Origin of the sequence: Xanthomonas sp. WHRI 8932A (genome assembly GCF_035012785.1) — a bacterium.
Taxonomy (GTDB): domain Bacteria; phylum Pseudomonadota; class Gammaproteobacteria; order Xanthomonadales; family Xanthomonadaceae; genus Xanthomonas.
The window spans coordinates 232,921-256,094 of the sequence record NZ_JAYGQQ010000005.1 but is presented as its reverse complement, the minus strand read 5'-3'; the positions used below and the strand labels follow the sequence as shown (position 1 = coordinate 256,094).

General features: G+C 63.9%; 18 protein-coding genes and 3 other RNA genes. 12 read left to right on the top strand and 9 right to left on the bottom strand.

Annotated features, from left to right (window positions below; genetic code table 11):
• Positions 1-447: 447 nt before the first annotated feature.
• The 6 genes from VC212_RS10150 (at position 448) to VC212_RS10125 (ending at position 5,612) form a co-directional block, all read left to right on the top strand.
• The gene (locus VC212_RS10150) at positions 448-840 is read left to right on the top strand and encodes a PTS fructose IIA subunit family protein (protein WP_055849544.1); all 393 of its coding nucleotides are present in this window, start codon (positions 448-450) and stop codon (positions 838-840) included.
• Positions 833-1,102 carry an HPr family phosphocarrier protein gene (locus VC212_RS10145; protein WP_005913389.1) on the top strand — a complete coding sequence of 90 codons (270 nt, stop codon included), beginning with the start codon at positions 833-835 and terminating at the stop codon, positions 1,100-1,102. Before VC212_RS10150 ends, VC212_RS10145 begins: the two co-directional genes overlap by 8 nt.
• Positions 1,103-1,160: 58 nt before the next feature.
• On the top strand, positions 1,161-2,891 hold the full coding sequence (ptsP, locus tag VC212_RS10140; protein WP_323515268.1) for a phosphoenolpyruvate--protein phosphotransferase: 1,731 nt from the start codon (positions 1,161-1,163) through the stop codon (positions 2,889-2,891).
• Between the two features lie 77 nt (positions 2,892-2,968).
• Positions 2,969-3,043: non-coding RNA, sX9 sRNA (locus tag VC212_RS10135), on the top strand.
• 270 nt (positions 3,044-3,313) lie between these two features.
• The gene (mgtE, locus tag VC212_RS10130; protein ID WP_055849537.1) at positions 3,314-4,675 is read left to right on the top strand and encodes a magnesium transporter; all 1,362 of its coding nucleotides are present in this window, start codon (positions 3,314-3,316) and stop codon (positions 4,673-4,675) included.
• A gap of 97 nt (positions 4,676-4,772) precedes the next feature.
• On the top strand, positions 4,773-5,612 hold the full coding sequence (locus VC212_RS10125; protein ID WP_164497843.1) for a prolyl oligopeptidase family serine peptidase: 840 nt from the start codon (positions 4,773-4,775) through the stop codon (positions 5,610-5,612).
• Positions 5,613-5,778: 166 nt separating this feature from the next.
• Here the strand turns inward: VC212_RS10125 and cydB are convergent, their stop codons facing one another.
• The 8 genes from cydB to VC212_RS10085 all read right to left on the bottom strand — a co-directional run bounded on the left by cydB (position 5,779) and on the right by VC212_RS10085 (position 16,331).
• Positions 5,779-6,795: a cytochrome d ubiquinol oxidase subunit II gene (gene cydB / locus VC212_RS10120; RefSeq protein ID WP_115513515.1), complete on the bottom strand. Its 1,017-nt coding sequence runs from the start codon at positions 6,793-6,795 to the stop codon at positions 5,779-5,781.
• The gene (locus tag VC212_RS10115; RefSeq protein ID WP_323515270.1) at positions 6,795-8,192 is read right to left on the bottom strand and encodes a cytochrome ubiquinol oxidase subunit I; all 1,398 of its coding nucleotides are present in this window, start codon (positions 8,190-8,192) and stop codon (positions 6,795-6,797) included. The genes cydB and VC212_RS10115 overlap by 1 nt, the downstream gene beginning before the upstream one ends.
• Positions 8,193-8,467: 275 nt before the next feature.
• A non-coding RNA gene (locus VC212_RS10110) (sX9 sRNA) lies at positions 8,468-8,544 on the bottom strand.
• Between the two features lie 151 nt (positions 8,545-8,695).
• Positions 8,696-9,925, bottom strand: coding sequence for a membrane dipeptidase (locus tag VC212_RS10105; RefSeq protein WP_323515272.1), 1,230 nt, complete (start codon positions 9,923-9,925; stop codon positions 8,696-8,698).
• Between the two features lie 413 nt (positions 9,926-10,338).
• The gene (locus tag VC212_RS10100; RefSeq protein ID WP_323515274.1) at positions 10,339-11,718 is read right to left on the bottom strand and encodes an amino acid permease; all 1,380 of its coding nucleotides are present in this window, start codon (positions 11,716-11,718) and stop codon (positions 10,339-10,341) included.
• Positions 11,719-12,254: 536 nt separating this feature from the next.
• Positions 12,255-13,316: a pectate lyase gene (locus VC212_RS10095; RefSeq protein WP_115513519.1), complete on the bottom strand. Its 1,062-nt coding sequence runs from the start codon at positions 13,314-13,316 to the stop codon at positions 12,255-12,257.
• Between the two features lie 903 nt (positions 13,317-14,219).
• Entirely contained in the window at positions 14,220-15,161 is a 942-nt protein-coding gene (locus VC212_RS10090; RefSeq protein ID WP_323515275.1) for a proline iminopeptidase-family hydrolase, read from the bottom strand.
• 405 nt (positions 15,162-15,566) lie between these two features.
• Entirely contained in the window at positions 15,567-16,331 is a 765-nt protein-coding gene (locus VC212_RS10085) for a LuxR family transcriptional regulator (RefSeq protein WP_323515276.1), read from the bottom strand.
• 189 nt (positions 16,332-16,520) lie between these two features.
• Between VC212_RS10085 and VC212_RS10080 the strand changes: the two genes are divergently transcribed.
• The 3 genes from VC212_RS10080 to VC212_RS10070 all read left to right on the top strand — a co-directional run bounded on the left by VC212_RS10080 (position 16,521) and on the right by VC212_RS10070 (position 19,971).
• The gene (locus VC212_RS10080; RefSeq protein WP_055849509.1) at positions 16,521-17,903 is read left to right on the top strand and encodes an APC family permease; all 1,383 of its coding nucleotides are present in this window, start codon (positions 16,521-16,523) and stop codon (positions 17,901-17,903) included.
• Positions 17,904-18,349: 446 nt separating this feature from the next.
• On the top strand, positions 18,350-19,747 hold the full coding sequence (locus VC212_RS10075; protein WP_323515277.1) for a trypsin-like peptidase domain-containing protein: 1,398 nt from the start codon (positions 18,350-18,352) through the stop codon (positions 19,745-19,747).
• Positions 19,748-19,895: 148 nt separating this feature from the next.
• Positions 19,896-19,971, top strand: a non-coding RNA gene (locus tag VC212_RS10070) — sX9 sRNA.
• Positions 19,972-20,044: 73 nt separating this feature from the next.
• Here the strand turns inward: VC212_RS10070 and VC212_RS10065 are convergent.
• Positions 20,045-20,839 (bottom strand): hypothetical protein, encoded by a 795-nt coding sequence (locus tag VC212_RS10065; RefSeq protein WP_323515278.1) that lies wholly within the window; start codon positions 20,837-20,839, stop codon positions 20,045-20,047.
• A 337-nt stretch (positions 20,840-21,176) separates the two neighbouring features.
• Between VC212_RS10065 and VC212_RS10060 the strand changes: the two genes are divergently transcribed.
• The 3 genes from VC212_RS10060 to VC212_RS10050 all read left to right on the top strand — a co-directional run bounded on the left by VC212_RS10060 (position 21,177) and on the right by VC212_RS10050 (position 23,145).
• Positions 21,177-21,584: a hypothetical protein gene (locus VC212_RS10060; protein ID WP_323515279.1), complete on the top strand. Its 408-nt coding sequence runs from the start codon at positions 21,177-21,179 to the stop codon at positions 21,582-21,584.
• A 65-nt stretch (positions 21,585-21,649) separates the two neighbouring features.
• The gene (locus tag VC212_RS10055) at positions 21,650-22,642 is read left to right on the top strand and encodes an MBL fold metallo-hydrolase (RefSeq protein WP_323515281.1); all 993 of its coding nucleotides are present in this window, start codon (positions 21,650-21,652) and stop codon (positions 22,640-22,642) included.
• 131 nt (positions 22,643-22,773) lie between these two features.
• Positions 22,774-23,145 carry a hypothetical protein gene (locus VC212_RS10050; RefSeq protein ID WP_323515282.1) on the top strand — a complete coding sequence of 124 codons (372 nt, stop codon included), beginning with the start codon at positions 22,774-22,776 and terminating at the stop codon, positions 23,143-23,145.
• The last annotated feature ends 29 nt before the right edge of the window (positions 23,146-23,174 follow it).

Here is a 23,174-nt window from a genome sequence, read left to right as displayed (position 1 = left end):
ATCAAGCGCTGTCCTGCGTGCTGTAACGAATTTGACTGAGCTGGCTCGGAAGGTTTCGTTTGCGGGTTGACGCGTTGCCTACGCGTCGTTGGCGTGGATCGCGGGACTGGATGTAGCTGGCGCGCTTTGTTGCGGCTTCCTTAGTCTTTACGCGGCATTGCGGATTGCAGGTGCTTCGACACTCGCGTGCGCTTCGAAAAGCCTGCAGACCTGCACCGCATCTGGACGTGCACTGCTCCGCGAAGTGCCAACTGCAGCGCTCGCTTACTGTGCGTTCGGCAGCGACCTGATGCGCGTCATGGATCATTCGCCACAGCCGCTGCAACACGCTTGTTGCGCGCCGCACACGCGCTCTGTTGCTGCAGTCCTAAACGGCTATTCAGTTCGCAACGCATCGGTGCGGGTAAACGCTATCGCGCGGTCACGCTGACCTGTTAACGTTTCGGCATGGCCTGTGGCATTCTCCTCATTACTCATCCCGGCATCGGCGCAGCGTTGTTGAACGTGGCGACGGGGCTGTTGCGGCATTTGCCGCTGAAGACCGAAGCATTCGATGTGCCGTTCGATGCAGACCTGGACGCATTGTTGCCCCAGGCCTCGACGGCGATGCGTCGGGTCGACAGCGGCGACGGCGTGCTGGTCATGACCGACCTGTATGGCGCAAGCCCCAGCAACCTCGCCAGCCGGTTGGCCAAGCTGGGCACGCCGGTTCGCCGGGTGTCCGCGCTGAGCCTGCCGATGCTGCTGCGGGTGATGAATTACCCCGAACAAGGTTTGCAGGAGCTGCCCGCCACCGCGGCGGCCGGTACCCGCAACGGAGCGATCATCGACGATGCTTGAACGCGAACTCATTGTGTCCAACCGACTCGGACTGCACGCGCGGGCAACCGCCAAGCTGGTGCAGACGCTGTCGTCCTATCGCAGCAACGCCACGCTGGCGGCCAAGGGCCGCGAGGTCAACGCCAAGAGCATCATGGGCGTCATGTTGCTGGCCGCCGGCCAAGGCACCAGCGTGGTGGTGCGCCTGGATGGCGAAGACGAAGCCGAGGCCTTGCAGGCCCTGGTGGACTTGTTCGAGCGTCGTTTCGACGAGGACAGCTGAGCATGCGCGGCGTCGGCGCCGTTGCGACCGACACGGCGCCGCTGCGCCAGGCACACGCATGAGTCTGCGCCTGCGCGGACATGGCGCCTCGCGCGGCAATGCGCTCGGGCGCGCGCGCGTACGCCAGAGCCACACGCTGGAAGTGGCCGAACAACGCGTGCCCGCCAACCAGGTGGAAACGCAGTTGCAGCGCCTGCACACCGCCATCGAGGCAGCACGTGTCGAAATGCAGGAGCTGCGCGACCGCCTGCATGGCGCGCTGGCACGCGAAGTCGGCGAATTTCTCGAACTGCATGCGCTGCTGCTGGACGACCCGGAATTGCTGCAGGGGCTGGATGAGCTGATCCGCACCCACCGCTACAGTGCCGACTACGCGCTGCGCGTGCAGCGCGACCGGCTGGCGGCAGTGTTCGATGGCATGGAAGACGCGTATCTCAAGAGCCGCATGGACGATCTGGATCACGTGATCGGCCGCATCCATGCGTTCTTGCACAAGCGTGCGCCCGACATCAAGGGCGTGGCCGGCGAGATCCTGGTTTGCGACAACGTGGCGCCGTCCGAACTGGCGCAGCTGCAGGCGCAAGGCGTGGTCGGCATCGTCACCACCGCCGGCAGCGCGCTGTCGCATAGCGCGATCCTGGCGCGCAGCCTGCATCTGCCGCTGGTGGTGGGCGTGGCCGATGCGGTGCAGCGGATCGACGATGGCGATGTCCTGATCGTCGATGCCGGCTCCGGCCAGGTGATCGTCGACCCCACGCCCGACCACCTGCGCGACTACCGCGAGCGTTTACGCACGCTGGCCAAGGAGCAGCGCGAACTGGGCCGGCTGCGCTCCAAGCCCACGCGCACCCGCGACAACGTCGATATCACCCTGCTGGCCAACGCCGAGTCGCTGGAAGACGTCGCGCGCGCGCATGCCCTGGGCGCCAGCGGTCTGGGCCTGTACCGCACCGAATTCCTGTTCCTGCAGCGCAACGAGCTGCCGGACGAAGACGAGCAGTTCCAGACCTATCGCGATACCGTACTGGGCATGAGCGGCCGCCCGGTGACCATTCGCACGCTGGATCTGGGCGCCGACAAGGCCGACCGCACCGGCCTGACCTTGAGCGACGAAGACAACCCGGCCCTGGGCCTGCGTGGCGTGCGCCTGTCGCTGGCCCGCCCTGCGGTGGCGCAGGCGCAGTTGCGCGCGATCCTGCGCGCCTCCGGCTACGGCCCGGTGCGCATTCTGGTGCCGATGGTCAGCGGCCGCGAAGAAATCCAGCTGGTGCGCAAACAGCTGAAAAAGCTCACCGCGCAGCTGCGCGACGAAGGCCACGAGATTGCCGAGCACATTCCACTCGGCGCGATGATCGAGGTGCCTGCCGCGGCGCTGGCGCTGGATTGCTTTATCGACGACATCGACTTCCTGTCGATCGGCACCAACGATCTGGTGCAGTACCTGCTGGCGGTGGATCGCAATAACGAGGCGCTGGGCGAGTTGTATTCGCCATTGCATCCGGCGGTGTTGCGGCTGATTGCGCAGGTGATCGCCACCGGGCGGGCGTACGGCAAGCCGGTGGCGGTGTGCGGCGAGATTGCCGGCGACCCGCGTTTCGTGCCGATGTTGCTGGCGTTGGGGCTCACCGAATTCAGCCTGCACCCGGCCACCTTGCTGGAAGTGCGCCGCGCGGTACGCGACATCCACCTGGGCGAGCTGCGCGTGCATGGCGACAAACTATTGCGCGCACGCGACCGCAAGGGCATCGAGAAGTGGCTGGCCTGCAATGCGCAGGCTGTGTTGCGGTAGCGCGACGGGCGACTGAGAGCAGCCAACAAAACGACTGTGTTCACCGCCATGCGTGCGCAGCCGGTGCTCGGTGCGGCATATACCACACGGACATCCGGTTCCTCCGCGTAGCCCGCACCCAGCTGACGACTGCTCGCTACGTGTTGTTAGCCGATCTGATCGCCTCTGCCCTGCGCGCACCGCGACACGCAGAGTCGGCCATTTCATAGCCACTTGCGCACGCCGCACGTCGTTGGCCCGATGCGGCAAGAACCTGCGCAACGCGCTCACCGCTGCGGGGCGCTTACCGCATCGCTTCGGCAATCTGCATGCGGATCGCCACGCCACTGTATGTTTCGTCACCATGCGCAAGCGATAATGCCGTGCTGATCCAGCACCGCGTCTCCTACTGACGGCGCGTCCACTCTTCCGGGGAGCCGCGCATGGCCGAAGCCGTCCGCCACGACAAGACTGCGCGCCAGCTACGATTGCTGTCCGACGCGCTGGATAGCGGACGCTTGGGGCCGGTGCGCCGGCTGGTCAACACGCTGGCGCCGGCGGAGATCGGCAACCTGCTCGAATCGCTGCCGCCCGGCAAGCGCGAAGTGGTGTGGGGTCTGGTCGACCCGGAAGACGATGGCGAAGTGCTGCTGCATGTCGGCGACGAAGTGCGCGAGAGCCTGCTGGCCGACATGGACACCGACGAAATCGTCGCCGCGGTCGAAGACCTGGACATCGACGATCTGGCCAATCTGGTCGAAGACCTGCCCGACACCGTCATCGACGAAGTGCTCAAGTCGATGGACCGCGAGAACCGCGAGCGGCTGGAGCAGGTGCTGTCGTATCCGGAAGACACCGCCGGCCGCCTGATGAACCCGGACGTGGTGACGGTGCGCGCCGACGTCAATGTCGATGTGGTGCTGCGCTACCTGCGCCTGCGCGGCGAGCTGCCCGATCACACCGATCACCTGTATGTGGTGAGCCGACGTCATCAGTACCTGGGCCGCGTGTCGCTGGCCGCGCTGGTCACGCATGAGGACAGCACGCCGGTCAACCGGTTGATCGACGACGAACAACCGGCGATCGATGTGGGCGATGGCTCGGACGAGGTGGCGCGGCGCTTCTCCGATCACGACTGGATCTCCGCTCCGGTGGTGGACGACAACAACATCCTGCTCGGTCGCATCACCATCGATGACGTGGTGGACATCATCCGCGAGCAGGCCGAGCACCAGGCCATGAGCGCGGCCGGCCTGGACGAAGACGAGGACATGTTCAGCCCGGCGCGGCGTGCATTCCGTCGCCGGCTGATCTGGCTGGGCATCAACCTATGCACCGCTTTTCTGGCCTCCAGCGTGGTCAGCCGCTTCGAAGGCACCATCGAAAAACTGGTGGCGCTTGCGGCATTGATGCCGATCGTGGCCGGCATGGGCGGCAACGCCGGCACCCAGGTGCTGGCGCTGATGGTGCGCGGCCTGGCGCTGGGGCAGATCGGCTCGTCCAACGTGATGACCCTGCTCAAGAAGGAACTCACGGTCGCGCTGATCAACGGCCTGTTCCTGGGCGTGGGGCTTGGCCTGATCGTGCTGGCCTGGTTCCGTCAGCCGATGCTGTCGCTGGTGATCGGCACCGCGCTGACCTTGAACATGCTTACCGCTGCCTTCGGCGGCGTGCTGGTGCCGGTGACGCTCAAACGGCTGGGCTTCGATCCGGCACTGGCCGGCGGCGTGATCCTGACCACACTGACCGACGTGATGGGCTTTTTGAGCTTCCTGGGCCTGGCCACGTTGATCCTGATGCCGTGAGCGCGGGCGCCTGATCGTGTGTGCGCGCAGCCAAGAGTGAAGGACCGCATGACGCGTCCATGCCGATCGCCGCAGCGCGACGTGCCAGCGCAGCTGCATGCGGCGATACTGCAGCTCTGTGATCGATGGGGAGTGCTGCGTGATCGTTCGTTGCGTCTTACTTGCAATTCTTGCGCTGGTGCTCGCCGGTTGCTCCAGCATGGCTGAGCGCCAGCACGACGGGCGGCGCGGCCACTTCGTCGCCCGCACCCTGCAGCTGGAGGGCCGGCTATACCGCTATCAGGTGTTCGTGCCGGCCGCCAAGGCGCCGCAGCCACGGCCGATCGTGTTGTTTCTGCATGGCTCGGGCGAGCGCGGCGACAACGGTCGCGATCAGGCCGAAGTCGGCGTCGGGCCTTACCTGAGCGAACACACCGCCGAGTTCCCTGCACTGGTGGTGTTGCCGCAGGTGCCCGACGACGAGGAATGGCTGGGCATCAATGCGCGCATGGCGATCGCTGCGCTGGATGCGGCCAGCGCCGAATTCGCTGCCGACCCGCAACGCACCTACCTCACCGGTATCTCGATGGGCGGCTATGGGGCGTGGGAAATCGGGCTGATGCAGCCGCAGCGATTCGCCGCGATCGTGCCGGTCTGCGGCGCACTCAAGGCGCCACGCGACGAGCGCCACACGCTATACGTCAGCCTGGTGGCCAAGGAAGCCGACCCATACACGGCGGCGGTCACCCAGCTCAAGCACGTCCCGATCTGGACGTTCCATGGCGCCAAGGACACTTCCGTGCCACCGCACGACGACCGCGCGTTGTACCGCGCGGCAAAAGGCGTGGGCGCCAACCTGCGCTACAGCGAATATCCCGAAGGCAACCACAACGTCTGGGACGCGACCTACGCGGACCCGGCGATGTGGGAATGGATGTTCAAGCAGCGCCTGCGCTGAGCGTGTTGCAGTTGGACGCAGTGGACGCGCGCTCAGGCGCGCGGCGACTGCTGCAGTGAAGGCGAAGGCCGGCGGTGATCGTACCGGCGCCTACCTGACGCTACCGCGCGTTGCGCCTGCCAGTTGATTTCAACCCGCACAGCACCCGAAAACCCGACCGCCGCCATCAATGGTGGTAACCAGTCTCCGCAGTGATCTTGCCGCGGAACACCCGGTACGACCACACCGTGTAGCCCAAGATCAGCGGCAGCAACATCACCAGACCCACTATCGCGAACAGTTGCGAAGACGGCGGCGCGGCGGCCTGCCAGATGGTGTAGACCGGCGGCACCAGATACGGCCACATGCCCAGCACCAGGCCCAGAAACCCGAGCACGAACAAGCCCATTGCCAGCAGGAACGGCGGTGTGTCCGGCCGCCCCGGTTCGGTCGCGCGCCACAGCGCATAGCCCACCACGGCAACCAGCACCGGCACCGGCATCAGCCACAGGTAATGCGCATCGTTGAACCAGCGATCCATCACATGCGATTGCAACGATGGCAGCCACGCGCTGACCAGGCCGATGAAGACCAGCACGCTGAGGGTCAATGGCCGGCTCAGCTGACGCGCCAGCGCTTGCACGTGGCCTTCGGTCTTGAGGATCAGCCAGGTGCTGCCGAGCAGCGCATAACCGAACACCAATGCCGCACCGGTCAGCATCGCGAACGGGCTGAACCAGCCCCAGATCCCGCCGACATAGCGGTCGTTCTCGATCGGCAAGCCTTGCACCAGGGCGCCCAGGATCACGCCCTGCGCGAAGGTGGCCAGAATCGAGCCGGCGGCAAACGCATTGCTCCATAGCCGCCGCGAACGCTGTGCCTTGAAACGGAACTCGAACGCCACACCGCGGAACACCAACGCCATCACCATCAGCAACACCGGCAGATACAACGACGACAAGATCACCGCGTAGGCCTTCGGAAACGCCGCCAGCAGCCCTGCCCCGCCCAGCACCAGCCAGGTTTCGTTGCCGTCCCAAATCGGCGCGGCGGTGTTCATCATCAGGTCCAGCTGTGCTTCATCCTTGCGAAACGGCGCCAGGATACCGATGCCGAGCACGAAGCCGTCCAGCACTACGTACATCAGCACCCCGAAGCCGATCACCGCGAACCATGCCACCGGCAACACTGTTGTCATGTCCATCATGCGGCTCCGTCGATCGATGCATCGGCCGCCGACAACGGCCGTGCGGGGGTGTGTTCGCCATGGTCCAGATGTGGTGCATCGTGCGGGGTCGGCCCGGTCTTGCCAATCTTGACCAGGTACCAGATGCCCCAGCCGAACACGAAGGCATAGCCGGCCACGTACACCGCCAACGAGATGGCGGTCATCAGCGACGACTGCGGTCCCACCGCATCGGCGGTGCGCAACAGCCCGTAGACCACATACGGCTGCCGACCCATTTCAGTCACGAACCAGCCGGAGATCAGCGCGATGAAGCCGCTCGGCAGCATCCAGCGCCAGGTCGCCAGCAACCAGCGCCACTGCACCAGCTTGCCGCGCCACAACGCGAATGCCGACACCCAGGCCACCAGCAACATCAACGAGCCGATCCCCACCATGATGCGAAAGGCGAAAAACACCGGCGTCACCGGCGGGCGGTCGTGCGCCGGCACCGAGGTCAGCGGCGTGATGTTGCCGTCCAGGCTGTGGGTCAGGATCAGGCTGCCCAGGCGCGGAATCGCCACCTCGTAGTCGTTACGCTCGGCCTGCGCATTCGGCAGGGCGAACACCACCAGCGGGAATCCCTTGCCTGGTTCTTCGGCATGCCAGTGCGCTTCCATCGCCGCGATCTTCATCGGCTGATGCTTGAGCGTATTCAAGCCATGCATGTCGCCGACAAAGATCTGCAGCGGCACGGTAATGGACGCGAACACCACCGCCAGCTTGAGCATGCGCAGGCCGGCCTCGCGGTGCACGCCGCGATGCAGATACCACGCACCCACCGCGCCCACCACAAAACAGGTGGTGATGAACGAGCCCAGCGCCATGTGCGCAAGCCGATACGGGAACGAGGGATTGAAGATGATCTTCAACCAGTCCACCGGATGCACGATGCCGTCGATCACCTCGTAGCCGGCCGGCGTCTGCAACCAGCTGTTGGAAGAAAGAATCCAGAATGTGGACAACAGCGTGCCCAGCGCCACCATGCAGGTGGCAAAGAAGTGCAGGCGCTCGGAAATGCGTCCCCACCCGAACATCATCACGCCCAGAAAACTGGCTTCGAGGAAGAACGCAGTGAGCACTTCGTAGCTCAGCAACGGCCCGATCACCCCGCCCGCAATGCGGCTCAGTTCCGGCCAGTTGGCACCGAACTGGAAGGCCATCACGATGCCGCTGACCACACCCATGCCGAACGACACGGCAAAGATTTTTTGCCAGAAGAAGTACAGCTCACGCCAGACCGGCAAACGGGTGCGCAACCAGCGCCATTCCAGAAACGCCAGCAGGCTGGAAAGCCCGATGGTGAAGGCAGGAAACAACACGTGGAAGGCGATGACGAATCCGAACTGGATACGCGATAGCAGCAGAGCGTCCACGGAAAGTGCTCCAGGAAAAGGTGGGAAGCGTCGGCGCACACGCTGCAAATCGATCGCCGAGACACACTGCGGTGGTCGATCGCGACGTCTACGCGACACCAACATGGTATGGACGGATGCGCCCGTTCCCGATGCGACATGGCGTCGCATCTGCGGCAGTGTGTCGCAGCTGCCAGGCAAAAACGGCGCACCGGTGCGCATGCGGCAAGGCCCTGATCAGTGCGACCCGCTCAGACGATGCGCGCACGTCGCACCGCTCGCCGTGCACTTACAGCGGCGAACAAAACGTAGCGAGCAGTCGTCAGGTGGGTGTGGACGGCGCGGAGGAACCGGAGTGTACGAGGGGATAAATGCCGCACCGAGCACCGGTCGCGCCCGCCTGGCGGTGAGCACAGGAGGTTTGTTAGCTGCTCTTAGTCGTCCGCCTCCCTGCCGGCACCGGCACCGCCGAGCCGCTTGACAGCGCATTGGCCTCCCATGCCGCCGCCGCATCACCCAGGCCGCTATGGCCGCACCTGCTCCCAGATGCGCACGAAATTGCCGCTATAGACATCGACGATGCGCTGGATGGGCCAGCCTGCATCGAGCATCGCCTGAGTGAGCCGGGGCAGATCCGCGCCGCTGCGCATGCCGATCGGCAGGCTGGAGATGCCGCCATCGAAATCGCTACCGAAACTCAGATGCTTCCACGGATCTTCGACGATTCCCATGCCGGCGATCAGCCGGGCAAAGGCTTCGTAGTAGCCAATGACGAAGGCCAGATCGGCATCCATATTCGGCGTGTCGTCGGCCAGATACGCATGTTGCAGAAAGTACGGCGCCAGAATGACGCTGATGCAGCCACCGGTTTGCACGATGGCGCGGATCGCCGCATCGTCGAAGCCGCGCTCGAGATGATGCGATGGCCGCGTTTCGGTGCCCCTGGTAATGCTGCGCGATGCGGCGTGCGAGGCCATGGCCGGCACGTTGCGCTGCACACAGATCTCGCACGCGTCGATCACCCCCTGGCTCGAGGTATGCGAAAGATCCACCAGCAGTCCGACCGCGATGCAGCGCTCCACGACCTGCCGACCGAATTCCGACAGACCGGCCCCCTCGATCATGCGCCACGGATTGAGCGCGGCATAGCCGGCCTGCGAGATGTCGGTATGGCTGAAATGGTTGAGTGTCAGGTAGGCGGCCCCTTCCTTGGCAGCGGTGCCCAGACGCTCCAGCCGCAACGCCTGGCTGCGACTGCCGCGTGGACCGAGCATATGCGCCCCCTCCAACGACAGGATCGCGCAACACAGACCTTCGGCCCGAATCGCACGCAGCTCGGCGGCGCTGCGTGCCAACCGTAAGCGTCCCCGGCTCGCTTCCACCATCGCCTCGACATAGCGCCGATGATCCACCCAGTTTTTCCAGGGGTCGAAGAACGGCACGGCAACGAGGTTTTCCCAGAGCGCGTGGGCGCTGAAACAGGCACCGCCGTAACCGCCTGCAAGAAAATCGGGGCCACTCACATGGTGCATCAGCGGTTGATTGCGACCTCTCGGCGAGGTCTTGTTCATCAGCCAGAGGATCAACGAGCGTCGATGCGCCTTCCAGTCGCCTTTCCAGAAATCGTAACCGCCCACCCGCGACAGATACAGCGAATCCAGATGCGTGTCGACCGGATAGGCCAGCGCATGCACGGCCTCCAACGTCTGCGCAACAGTCGGGCCTGCAGACTCCTGGGATGACACGGCACTCATGGACGCTCCGGCAATGCCCCTGAAAAACGCACGACTCACAGCGCCCTATGAGCGTTGGATTATAAAAGATGGCATCCGGAAAAACTCGCTGAAAGCGCTGTATTCGACCGCCTAAAAGCTAATGGAACCGTTCCGGCAAGTCCACGGGCGCAGCGCTTTTTTGAGAGCGCATCCACAAGGCGACGTGCGTGCTCATTGGCGGTGATGGGTAGCCGACCCTCTGACTGGCGTCATTTGACCGCAGGATGCGCGCGTGTCGTGGCATTGCCGTCGGCAGCCGCAAATGCGTGCAGCGACGGGATCGAGCCGGCGGCATGACATCGCCGCCGATACCCGCCTGCAGGTCGCTGAACTGCAGGCGCCGACAGTTTGCCGATGCAAACCGATGCGTCGGCTCTACGCACCCGGCACGATTACGCCGCGGCGCGTACCCGGCGTGCCAGTTCGCTGATCAAGGCGATGCCGGCAGTGAGCCCCACCATCGACAGGAATTGCGCGCGGGTGTCGGCCGAGGACGCCAGCAGCACGAAGATCACCGCCAGGATCGCCAACGCCAGCAGCGTCAGCACCGGATATCCGCGCATACGGAACGGCAAGACGATACCGGCCCGGTCGGCACGCGCACGCAGGATCAACTGCGACAGCAGCGAGATGGTCCACACCAGCAGGCAGGTAGCGCCCACGATATTGAGCAGCATCGGCAGCACCTTGCCCGGATACAGCAATTCCAGCACGGCCGCGGCAAAACCGAACAGCACACTGGCGATCACCGCCACCAGCGGCACCTGCTGGCGGCTGGTGTTGCTCAGCCAACGCGGCGCCTCACCGCGCTGGGCTAGCGAGAAGATCATGCGCGAGGCGCCGTAGAGATTGGCGTTGAGCGCCGACAACAGCGCCACCACCGCCACCAGCGTGATGCCGGTGGCCGCGCCGGGAATTCGCGCCACTTCCAGCACGGCGGCGAACGGCGAACTCAGTGCGGCGCTGGTCCACGGCACCACCGCCACGATGACGCTGATCGAACCGATGTAGAACACCAGGATGCGCCAGGCCACGGTGCGGATGGTGCGCGCCAGGCTGCGCCCGGGGTCGGCGGTTTCGGCTGCCGCCACGGCCACGATCTCGGTGCCGCCGAAGGCGAACACCACCACCAGCAACGCAGTACCCACGCCGGCCAGGCCCTTGGGCGCGAACCCGCCGTGCTGGGTGAAATTGGACAGCCCCGGCGACGCCACGCCCGGCAGCAGGCCGGCCAGCAATGCGCAGCCGAGTAACAGGAAGATCACGATGGCGACCACCTTGAGGATGGCGAACCAGAATTCGAACTCGCCGAAATTGCGCACGCCCAGCAAGTTGATCACGGTGAAGGTGGCCATGAAGATCGACGCCAGCAGCGGCACCGGCAATGCCGGCCACACGGTGGCCAACAGGCTCGCCGCGCCCACCGCCTCGGCGGCGATCACCACCACGATCTGCAGCCACCATAGCCAGCCCACCGTTGCGCCGGCAGTCGCCCCCATCGCATCGGCCGCGTACACCGAGAAGGCGCCGCTGGCCGGCTTGGCCGCGGCCATCTCGCCGAGCGCGTTCATCACGATGATCACCAGCGCGCCAGCAATCAGGTAGGACACCAGCACGGCCGGGCCGGCTGCATGGATGCCCACGCCTGAGCCCAGGAACAACCCGGCGCCGATCGCCGTGCCCAGGCCCATCATCATCAATTGCCGCGGTTTCAAGGCATGGCGCAACGCAGGCGCAGCGGTCTCAGCAACAGGATCGGTCGGAAGCGACATGGACGGAATCGCGAAGGTGGTAACGCGACACGATACCGCGTCGTGGCGCCGGCCGCGCCTCTTGACGAAGACGTCCAGGCCAGGCTGAAGCTGCGGCCGCGCCGTCGACAGCGTGCGCTCGCTCCGAAGCGATTGCCCAAGGCCATGCCGATGCGCGACGCGCTCGCGCGTCATGCTGCAGTGCACACTGACCGCAGGAGCAACGCCGACGGCGGCATTGGCATTGCCAAGGCGAGGCAACGCGCCGGTCGGTCTGAAGACAGGCTGCAACGTGGCGACGTTGCCAAGCGTGCGCGTTGATCGAAGGCGGCCTGGCCACACCGTGATCTCGTGCCGCGATAACTCGTCTGCGGCACCGTCCACACCAACCGTGTGGCGATGCGCGGTCGTCATCGCCCTTCCCTCCTACCAACGGCATGTCGCTGCGGCGCGCGGCCACCTCAGACAGATGCAGAAGGCGTGGCCGGCAACCTCGCGACACATAAAAAAATCCCCGGCATTGCCGGGGATCTGTGGATGCAACGCTGCGCCGACGCTTACTCGGCCAGATTCTTGCCTGCACCTGCGGTGGCGATCACCTTGGCCTTGACCTGCGCGGCCGGCGTGACGGTGTAGATGTAGCCCAGCGATTCCGGGAACACCTTGGAGCTGACCCAGTTGGTGGCATTGGCGTAGGGCTTGCTGCCATCGGGCGTGCCCCAGGTGATGCCGCTGCCGACGTAGTTGTTGATCAGGTCCCAATAGCCGATCTCGCTGCTGTCGCGCGAGGTCACCGGGTTCTTGATGTTCTCGAAGTAGTTGGACTCGATCTTGGCGACGCCGCCCATGCGCACGTTGATGCCCGAGGTGGTGACGTTGTTGAAGTAGTTGTTGTAGATATGGCTCAACCCGCGACGCTGCAACGGCACGCGCGACTCGACGTTTTCGAAGCGGTTGTGGTGATAGGTGGTGCGGGCGGCCGAATTCTTGGTATCGCTGTCGCTGTAGCCGTTGAGCGCGACCTTTTGATAGTTGTAGACGTAGTTGTAGGACACGGTGACGTGGTGCACGCCCTTCTTCATGTCGATGCCGCCATCGAACGAGGCATCGCCGGCGCCGGAGCACTTGGTCAACGAGGCGAACACGGTGTTGTGGTCGACCCAGATCTTGGACGGTTCGCCAGTGGAATTGCCTTCCAGCGAAATCGAATCGGCATCTTCGCCGCCTTGCAGCAGGCCGATGGTCATGTTCTGGATGATCACGTTATGCGCGTTGCCGACCACGCGCACACCGAAGTTTGCCGCCGAACCGTTGGCGCCCTTGATGGTGACATCGCTCTTGTTCTTGATCTGCACGGTCTTGGCCGGCAGCTTCCACTGCGCGCACACATCCTTGATGGTGCCGAAGTCGAACTTGCCGGTGTAGTTGAGCACCAGACCACCACTGCCGGAATAACCGTCGATGGCCGCCTGCATCGCTTCGAAGGTGGCCACGTTGACCGGTGTCTTGTTGCCGCCGCCGGTGGTGGCAGCGCCGTAGCCAACCGGGCCGGCGATGGCGCTTGCGGCACACGTGGACAGTGCAAGCGCGAGTGCGCCCTGGAGCATCTTGCTAATCATGCAGCCTCTCCCAAAGAAGTCGATAGGCGATGCGCGACGTCTGCGCGATGGCAACGACGTCGGCAAAGCAGTGCGTGGGGGCCGCATTCTTCGCGCGATTTAGAACATAAAACAATTATCCATCTTTGAAACTTTGACGCACCACGGTGTTCTCTTTGCAGGACATACAAAAGAGACAGCAAGAGACAGGCAGGACAGGACACTGCTGTGTATGCAACTTCACGCGCGATTGGCGGCTAGATGCAGGTATTTGCGATGCGTACGATGCGCGCAGAGGCAGCTACATCGGCGCTGATTACTGCATGCTTGCGCTGAGACAGCGTGTCGCTTCGATCCGTTGTTGCAATGCAGCGCCACGCAACGCAGCACAACCTGCACATCGACGATGTGCGTGCGCTATAGACAATCAAGCGAATGCAACACTGCCGCGTGGCCTCTACGTTGCAGCGATGACATGGCGCACCAGTCCCGCAGGCACGGCACGCTGCGGCGAGTGTTGATGACATGCCGGCGCAAGCCGCGCAGTGTCAGATCAGCCGATGCTCCTGGCGATGACAGGCTGATGCAGCCACAGTGTTAAATGCAGTACGCACGACCGACCGCGCGTGGATTGCGAGCGCTATGACGCCGCAGTGGGCGCGGAAGCCCACTTGCCGCGCAATTGCGCGGCAGGCAACGCAGTGAACGATCAGGGAGACCGCATAGCACCGACGCACGCAGTCGATGTCTCGTCGAGCGGTGGCGCAATGTTTTCACGCACAGCCCGCATGCCTGATGCAGGGCACCACTGCGACACGGTCGCGCGACAATGCTCGACTTTGCACGATAGTCGACGCGCGAGGGCGCCAGTGCTACGCCGCGACGCAACAGGCAGACAAGCTGCCCACCAGGAGCACCGCGCCTTTACACAGCGCGAGCGATCGATCCCGACACATGCGCAAGCTCGCCGCCCGGCCACGGCGTGTGGTCATCGAGAAAGTCGCCGACCAGACGCATGCAGGCAGCGCGTTCTTCCACGTGCGGCATGTGGCTGGAGTTGGCGAACACATGCCAGCGTGCATCCGGAATCAGACGCGCGTAAGGCTCGACGGTTTCCGGTGTGGCCTCGTCGTACTTGCCGGACAGTACCAGCGTGGGCGCCATGATGCGGTGCAGACGCTCGATGATGCTCCAGTTGCGCAGACTGCCCACCACGTGGAATTCGGTTGGGCCATTCATGGCGTGATACACGGTCGGGTCGGCATCGATGGCGGCGAAAGTGCGTGCCACCTCGTCCGGCCACGGCACCAGGCGGCACACATGCTGCGCGTAGAACACCTGGCTGGCGGCCCGATATTCCGGGTGATCCAGCGTGCCGGCGACTTCGTGTTGGTCCAACGCGGCCTGTACCTGCTCGGGCAGGCCGGCGCGCAGACGCAGTGCTGCCGCGCGCCACAAGCCCATCGACGCTGGCGAATTGGCGATCACCAACGCACGCAACCCGCTGGGCCGGCGCACCGCGTGTTCGGCGGCCAACATCCCACCCCACGACTGCCCCAGCAGGGAGTATTGCGAGAGGCCCAAGTGGTCGATCAGCGTCTGCAACTCGTCCAGAAACAGGCCGACCGTCCAGAACGCGGAATCCGCGTTGGGCAGATGAGTGGAGCGGCCATTACCGAGCTGGTCGTAATGAATCACCGCACGGCCGTTGCCGGCCAGGTCCTTGAAGCTATCGACATAGTCATGCGTGCAACCGGGCCCACCATGCACCACCACCAGCGGGCAGGCATCGCTGCGCAGGTCGCCGCTGATGCGGTACCAGGTGCGATAGCCGCGGAATTGGACATACCCCTCGGTGGACTGCATGACCTGCGCCTGCTCGGCTAATGATGAGCGCCGAGCCTAGCGGGCAGCTGCGTCTGCGTTAACTGGCAAATGTCACAGGTTTGCAGCGGTTTCGAGGCCATCGTGTTGATGGCTTGCGCGTTAGACAGGCTGTGGACCAACGCCTAAAAGTACCGACGATTGCACAGACCAATCGCAAATTCGATGTTCAAGGTTGACGACTATCGACCACACCGCTGCAACTGCTGCGATACGCAGCGTAACCAGGTCTTCAGCATCACGCACTGCAGCGCAGGCGCGCGCCCTGCTATCACGTCAGTCGTCGTACCCATCCTGCGCAACGCGGCGCCGGTCATTGAGAACGTTGGTCGCCGCGCATCGATGCGTGGCGTGCAATCAATGCCACAAGCAGCCACCGCAACGTACTTAAGGCTCCAGCAATCGGTAGTGCATGCCACGTACCACCGCCTCGACACGATTGCGTGCGCCCAGTTTGCGCGCGGCCGAATTCAGATGCAGATTGACCGTGGCGGTAGAACGATTGAGCGCGGCGGCGATGCTCTTGGCGGTCAGCCCCTTGGCCGAATACTGCAGGCATTCGCGCTCGCGCCGGGTCAGCGCGATGTGGTGGCAACGACGCTCCTGCGGGTCCAGCAGCTCCTGCGCACGCGCCTGAAACCCATGCGCAAGCAGCAAGAACGGAGCAAGCTGCGCTTCGGCCAGGCGCGGCGCTTCGGCGGCACTCGCATCGACCGCGCCACTGAACGTGGCAAACGCGCCGCCGGGCAGATGCAACGGCACCGTGACACCGGTAGCCATGCCGCTGTCGCACAGATAGCGCGTCACCTGGCGGTGCTGGGCGCCGACGTATTCCACTCCGGGCCGGTCGCCATCGGTGCGGTACGACCACACGAAGGGCGTGGTGCGTCGCGTGGCACGCTGCTGAACGGGGTCATGTTGATAGTAGCCGTGCTCGCACCAGACATGCTGCATATCGCCTGGCGCATTGCGCTGCATGAACACAGTCGGGGTGATCAGCGCGCCTTCCATGCTCAGCGGCACCGGCGCGTAGTCGTATACCAGCGACTGAAAGCCCAACGCGCACACGTCGCCAAATACCCGATCCAGACAGGCATTGAGCGTACGCAGTGCCTGCAGATCGCGGCCCAGGCTGGCCAGAGTGTCGAACATGGGGGTCCTTCGGAGCCGTTGACGCCATTGCTGGATGACATCCAGCACGGAAAACCTAGCACTTTTACCAATGGATGGGCTTGCCGGCCACATTATCGTCACAATGCCGGTCACACAGCTGCAGTGCAGCATCGGCGTTCCGGACCGCGCGCCTGCGCTGAACCAGCCTTCCTTACAGCGGATATCTGCATGACCGATACACCACGCCGCGACGATGCGGCAGAGCTGGAACGTTTTGGCTACACGCAGGAGCTCAAGCGCCAGCTCACGCTGAAGGATCTGCTGATCTACGGCCTGGTGTTCATGGTGCCGACCGCGCCGTTCTCGATCTTCGGCGGGGTGTTCGACATCAGTGCGGGGATGGTGCCGCTGGTGTATCTGGTCGGCTTCGTGGCGATGCTGTTCACCGCCTTGAGCTATCAGCAGATGTCGCAGGCATTTCCGGTGGCCGGCTCGGTGTACGCGTACGTTGGCCGGGGACTGAGCAGCGGCATGGGCTTCCTCGCCGGTTGGGCGATCCTGCTCGACTATCTGCTGGTGCCTACCCTGCTCTACGTCGTTGGCGCCAATGCCATGCATAACGTGTTGCCGGGGGTACCGCAGCCGGCATGGATCGCGTTCTTCGTGGTGCTCAATACCGTGGTCAATCTGCGCGGCATCGAAACGACTGCGCGGGCGAATCGATTTTTTCTGTTCGCGCAGTTGGTGGTGCTTGCGGTGTTCGTGGTGCTGGCGACGCTGGCGATCCAGCGCGGCGTCAACGGCGCGCAGTGGACGCTGCGCCCGTTCTACAACCCGCAGGCGTTTTCGCCGCAGCTGATCTTCAGTGCGCTGTCGGTGGCGGTGGTGTCGTTTCTGGGTTTCGATGCGATCTCCACGTTGTCGGAAGAAACGCGTGGCGGCAACCGCGTGGTGGGCCGCGCCACATTGCTGGCCTTGGTGCTGGTGGCGGGCCTGTTTGTGCTGCAAACCTGGCTGGCTGCGTTGCTGCAACCGACGCTGCAGCGTTACCCAAGCGCGCAGGCCTCCAACGATGCGTTCTTCGACATCGGCCGGCTGATTGCCGGGCCGTGGTTGCAGATCGTCATTGCGTTGACGGTGGCAATCAGTGCGGCAATCGCCAACTCGCTGGTGGCGCAAGCAGCAACTTCGCGGCTGTTGTTCGCCATGGCGCGCGACCGCCAGTTGCCGGCGTTTCTGCGCTACATCCATCCACGCACGGGCGTGCCGCAGCGCGCCATCCTGCTGGTGGCGGCGTTGAGCATGGTGCTGGGCGAAGTGTTCGTCGGCCAGATCGCGCTACTGTCGTCGCTGTGCAACGTCGGTGCGCTGACCGCATTCGTACTGCTGCATCTCGCCGTGCTCTGGCACTTTCGCAACCAGGGCCGAATCGTGTTGCATGGCGTGGTGCCGCTGATCGGCATCGTGATCCTGGCCTATGTGTTGATCAACGCCGACCGGCATGCGCAGCTCGGCGGCAGCGCATGGATGGTGGTGGGGTTGTGCGTGTTGGCGTTCTTGAAAGTCAGTGGTCGCTCGACCGAGTTCCGCGCCAGCGACGCAGTGGAATAGCGCTTCGCGCGCGGCGTTGAGCGCATGCATCTCTGCTTGCCACTGTGCACTGCGTGCACGCTGCAGTGCGCGCGTCCGCTTTGGCCATCACCCGCCAGCTCGAACGCGACATACCGTGATGCATTAGCCGCACGCGCATCTTTCGTCGACCTGCGGAGTCGCGCAGCCAGTCTCCCTAACGTGCTGTTCCAACAGTGCTGTGCACGCATGCTTGCACGTGCGCATAAGTACACGCACGCGCGAGGTTCCCATGTCCATCGCACATACGACTTAACGCGTCGATGTGTGCAAAAGCGATTGTATTTTTCTTGATCGCCCGTCTCTGAACGAGATTTTCAGCACATATTCAGCTGTAAACATTCGCTAGTCTCGTTCGGCGCCAACGATGGCGCCGAAGGGTGTGGCCCCCGCCGCAGCCTGCCGATCCCTGACGAGAAGGACTACCCATGAATCGCAAGAATGCGTTGTACCTCGCGCTGCTCTCTGCTGTGTCCGGCGTTGCGCTGGCTGCGCCACCCACCGAGATGGATGCCGCAGCGGTGAGTAGCGCGCCGCAGGCGACCAAGCTCGGCGCGGCGACGTTGCAGTCGGCCAGCCTGCGCGGCGGCATCATGCCCACGCGCGTGGCGCAACTGGCTGCACCGAGCAGCAAGGAGCTCGGTGCCGTGCGTGAGCGTCGTATTGCGCAGGTCAAGCATGGGCAACCGCTGCAGATCGGCTTTACGCGCGCGGTGGCACAGCCGTTGGTCAACCTGTCCAAGCTCGATTGGCAGATGGCCGGCGACGGTTCGCGCGTTGCGACCTTGAAGCTGGGCTCCGCGCAGGCGGCATCGTTGCGTGCGGCGTTGCTGCTGCGTGGTGCCGGCGCAAAACCGGGCGATCCGTCCAAGGTGACACTGCGCTTTGCCGGCGACGACGGCCGCGTGTTCGAACAATCCGGCGCCAGCTTCGTCGGCACCGGCGATGCCATCGGCTGGTCGCCGACGGTGAGCGGCGAAAACCTGCTGGTTGAGCTGTCGCTGCCGGCAGGCCTGTACCCGGAGAACTTCAGCCTCAGCATTCCGCAGCTGTCGCATCTGGATATCAGCCCCACCGCCAGCCCGCGCGACATGATGACCATCGCCATCGGCGAGAGCGATTCCTGCCAGAACGACATCGTATGCCGCGCCAATCCCACCGCCGGCTTTACCAGCGCCGCGAAGGCGGTGGCGCGCATGTTGTACACCACCAGCCAGGGCTCGTTCCTGTGCACTGGCACCCTGCTCAACAACACCAACACGCCCAAGCGCAATCTGTTCTGGACTGCGGCGCACTGCATCAGCACGCAGACGGTAGCCAACAGCCTGCAGACGTACTGGTTCTACGATGCGGCCAGCTGCAATGGCAACACCGCCAGTTCGCAGGCGACCACGCTCACCGGCGGCGCGTTCCTGCGCCATGCCAATACCACGCGCGACACCGCGCTGCTGGAACTGAAGACCGCACCGCCGAGCGGCGCGTTCTATGCCGCCTGGAACAGCGCGGCGATCGGTGCCACCAGTACTTCGATCGTGGGTATCCATCACCCCGCGGGTGACGTCAAAAAGTACTCGCTGGGCACGGTCAATGGGCTCAACACCTCCATCGACGGCAAGACGCCGCTGTACCGCGTGGTCTGGAACGACGGCGTGACCGAAGGCGGCTCGTCCGGCTCGGGGCTGTTCACCATTGCCAGTGGCGGTGCGTATCAGCTGCGCGGCGGCCTGTATGGTGGGTATTCGTACTGCACCGCGCAGACCGATCCGGATTACTACTCGCGCTTCTCCGATGTGTATTCGTCGATCTCCACGTTCTTCGGGCAGTAAGCGTCAAAGCGCTTTAGAGCAATGCGTGGCAGGCGGTAGATCGCCTGCCACGCGTTTGCATGCCACGTGTTGAGGGGTGTCGATCTAGAGCCACTTACAAAACTACTGCGCAACCGTCAGGTGGGCGTGACCGGCGCCCAACATTCTCATGCACCACTAGTAGAGTCCGTTTCCGGTACGCCGTCCACATGCGCCGGACGACTGATCGCCACGTGTTGTGAGCCATTCTTAGAAGCAGAGCGGTGCTCCGCACAGCCATCTGCATGATCGATGTGTCCAGCGTCTTGCCTGGCGCAGTTACGGTAACGCGGTGATGCGCTCCCGCGATGGGTCGTTCCACAACTGTCTCTTGCTGGCATTGTTCAACAGCGTGGTCGCGGTGCTGTTGCCGGTGCGATGCGTGTACAGAATCCAGTTCGGCAGACCCGGGAACGCGCGGTTCGCTTCGATCGCGCGAGCGCCCTGAAAACGCATCAACCGGTACGCCCAGAACGTATGCCAGCGATGGTCGCGGGTCGCAGCTGGGTTGGCGGTGATCACCGACAGCTGCAGCAACGCGCAACCGCGACGGCGTGGCACGCGCCGGTAATCGTCGGCGGTGGGTTCATGCGTGGGCACACGCAGCGCGCGGTAGCGATCGCCCTGCGACAACACCACGGTGCGCCACGCATTGCCGCCGGCCAGACCAACGCCGCCACTGCCCAGGGTCACCACATAATCGGGACGACGGTCGCCATTGAGATCCACGCGCTCCACGTCATGAAAACCAAGCAGCCCACCGCCCAATTCGACCGGTGGCAGCAGCACGCGTCCGGCTGCGTCGCGTACCTGCAACATCGGCGCTGCGCCGCGGTTGTCCATGGCGAGCACAGTGTTTGCATCGCGAAAATGGGTCACGCCCTCCCACTGCACGCTGCCTTCTACCGCCGATAGCGAGTCCACTTTGCACTCGGAGCCAACGGGCGGCCGCGACCAGGGCGGATACTGCGGATGCCAGGCCTGCGCCTGCGACGACAACAGCAAGGTCAGCACTGCGAGCTGGCATGCGTAGCGACGGCGCTCGCGCCGTCTCGTGGTGTTGCGCACATCCATGGCTGCGACGCTCTTGTTCCGATGGTGCCGCACTATGCGGACTCGCCTGCATGGCGGCAAGCGTGTGCGGCGCTGCCAAGGCAGTGCGGGTGCCAGGCAGGACTGCGCTGCGTCGCAGGACGTTGGGCCTACCTGCTTCGGAGACCGACTGGCCTCGCGGAGACGCCACCAAGCGCAATCCCCGGCAATCCATGTGGTCGCATGCCGTGGTGCCTGCGAAACCATCGCTGCGGCGATGCGACCCACGCTCTTGTCACGCCAAGCGCGTCGCACGTTCAAGCGAGCAAAGCACATGGCAATCCTGCAGACTGCCAGTACTTCCATCGCCAGGATCGGCATGCCGTTTTCCCATCGCTGTCGCCATGCCGTCACCGCCGCGCTGCTTGCCGCAGTGTCCGCCGTCTCCACTGCCGCGATGGCCGCGACGCCGGCCGCCGCGGAAGACGTCAAGGCCTATGCGTTGCAGCTGTGCCTGCAGCAGAACTACGAACGTAGCGGCAGGCTGGAACCCGACCAACTGCGCGACCGCTCGTATCTGCTCACCACCTACGCGCTGGACAATGCCAGGCCTGGCGCCACCGGGCGGTTGCAGACCTTTGTCGCGCAACAGACGGCGGAGTATCACCGTGGCGAGGTGCCGATGAAGGACGAAGCACGCCGTGGGCCGTTCACCACCATCTTTGCGCAATGCATGGCGTTCTATCGCTCACCCGCGCTGCGCGACTTTGTGGCGAAACAACGCTGAGTCGTGCCGGCACGACGTGTTTCGATCGCTGTCGAAATCCTGCCCCCGATGATCCCGGAACCGCGATGACCAGCTTCACCACTCTCCGCAGCCGCCGCGGTGTGCTCAAGACCGCACTCAGTGCCGGCGCATTGCTGGCGACAAGCCAACTCGCCGCCGGTCCCCGCAAGGCGCATGCGACCGACGGCACCGCGCCTGCGCCGTTCCCGGCCAAGGGCAGCGTGCTGGTGCTGCTCGGCACCAAGGGCGGGCCAACGCCCTCGCCGCTGCGTGCGGCGGCAGCCAATGCGTTGGTGATCGACGGGCAGCCGTACCTGGTCGATTGCGGCAACGGTGTGGCCCAACAGCTGGCCAAGGCCGGCATCCGGCTCCCCGCACTGCGCGATATCTTCCTGACCCACCATCATTCCGATCACAACGCCGACCTACTCACTGTGGTGTGGCTGGCCTGGGCCAGTGGCTTGCAGACGCCAGTGCATCTGTATGGGCCACCGGGCATCGGCAAGATGGTGGATGCGTTCGTCGAAATGCATGCCATCGACATTGAAGCGCGCATCCGCGAGGAAGGCCGCCCGCCGTTCAAACCGCTCATCCATGTGCACGAGTTCGACCAGGCCGGCACCGTGTTGCAGAACGATCAGGTCACGGTGACCGCCACGCTGGTGGACCACTACACGCTCAAACCGGCGTTCGCGTACCGCTTCCAGGCCCGCGACCGCACGGTGGTGTTCTCCGGCGATACGCGCTACCTGCCGGCGCTGGCCGCATTTGCCAAGGACACCGACATTCTGGTGCATGAGGTGATGTATCTGCCCGCGCTGGAAAAGATGCTCAAGACCAACGACAACGCCCCCACCTTGCTGGACCATCTGCTCAAGAGCCATTCCACCAGCGAAGAGGTCGGACGGATCGCCGCCGCGGCCAATGCCAAGATGCTGGTGCTCAATCACTTCGTGCCTGGCGGCGACCCCAGCATCACTGAGGCGATGTGGAGCGAGGGCGCGCACAAGCACTACGCCGGGCCGATCGTGGTCGGCGCGGATTTGATGCGGCTGTAGCGGCGGAACTACACCATGGATCAAATTAATGTTGCGCAGGCCTTGGAATAAATCCAAAATTTGAAAAATCGAACAAATCAAATTTTATCATTTTAGCTGCACGTTGCGGGGCATTTCGCAGGCCGAAAATAATGCCGCAAGATATAGAACCACACGTTGATCCAATGCAGGAAAATCGCCGTCTGCGCGCGTCGATGGAGCGCATGCGCTCTAACCAGCGGCTTGCTCGCAGCGGTGTACTGATCGCGATGTTCGCCGGCATGGCGTTTTTCCAAGTCCGAGATCTATTCAAGGACAACGCGTTACTGATGGTTGGCGTACTACTGTCGGCGGTGATCGCCATCATTATCGTATTGACGGCGCTACCATTTCTGCGCAGCCCCTGCCCAAAATGCAAGCGTTCCTATCATGGTCCGGCAGCATTGCTACGCTCTGCGGAGCAGCCAGCACCTTGCAGGCATTGTGGCTTCCAGATCAATCAACACGTTTCCCGTTACTCCTGAAACGCAGTGCACCTAATCGCCTTCATGTC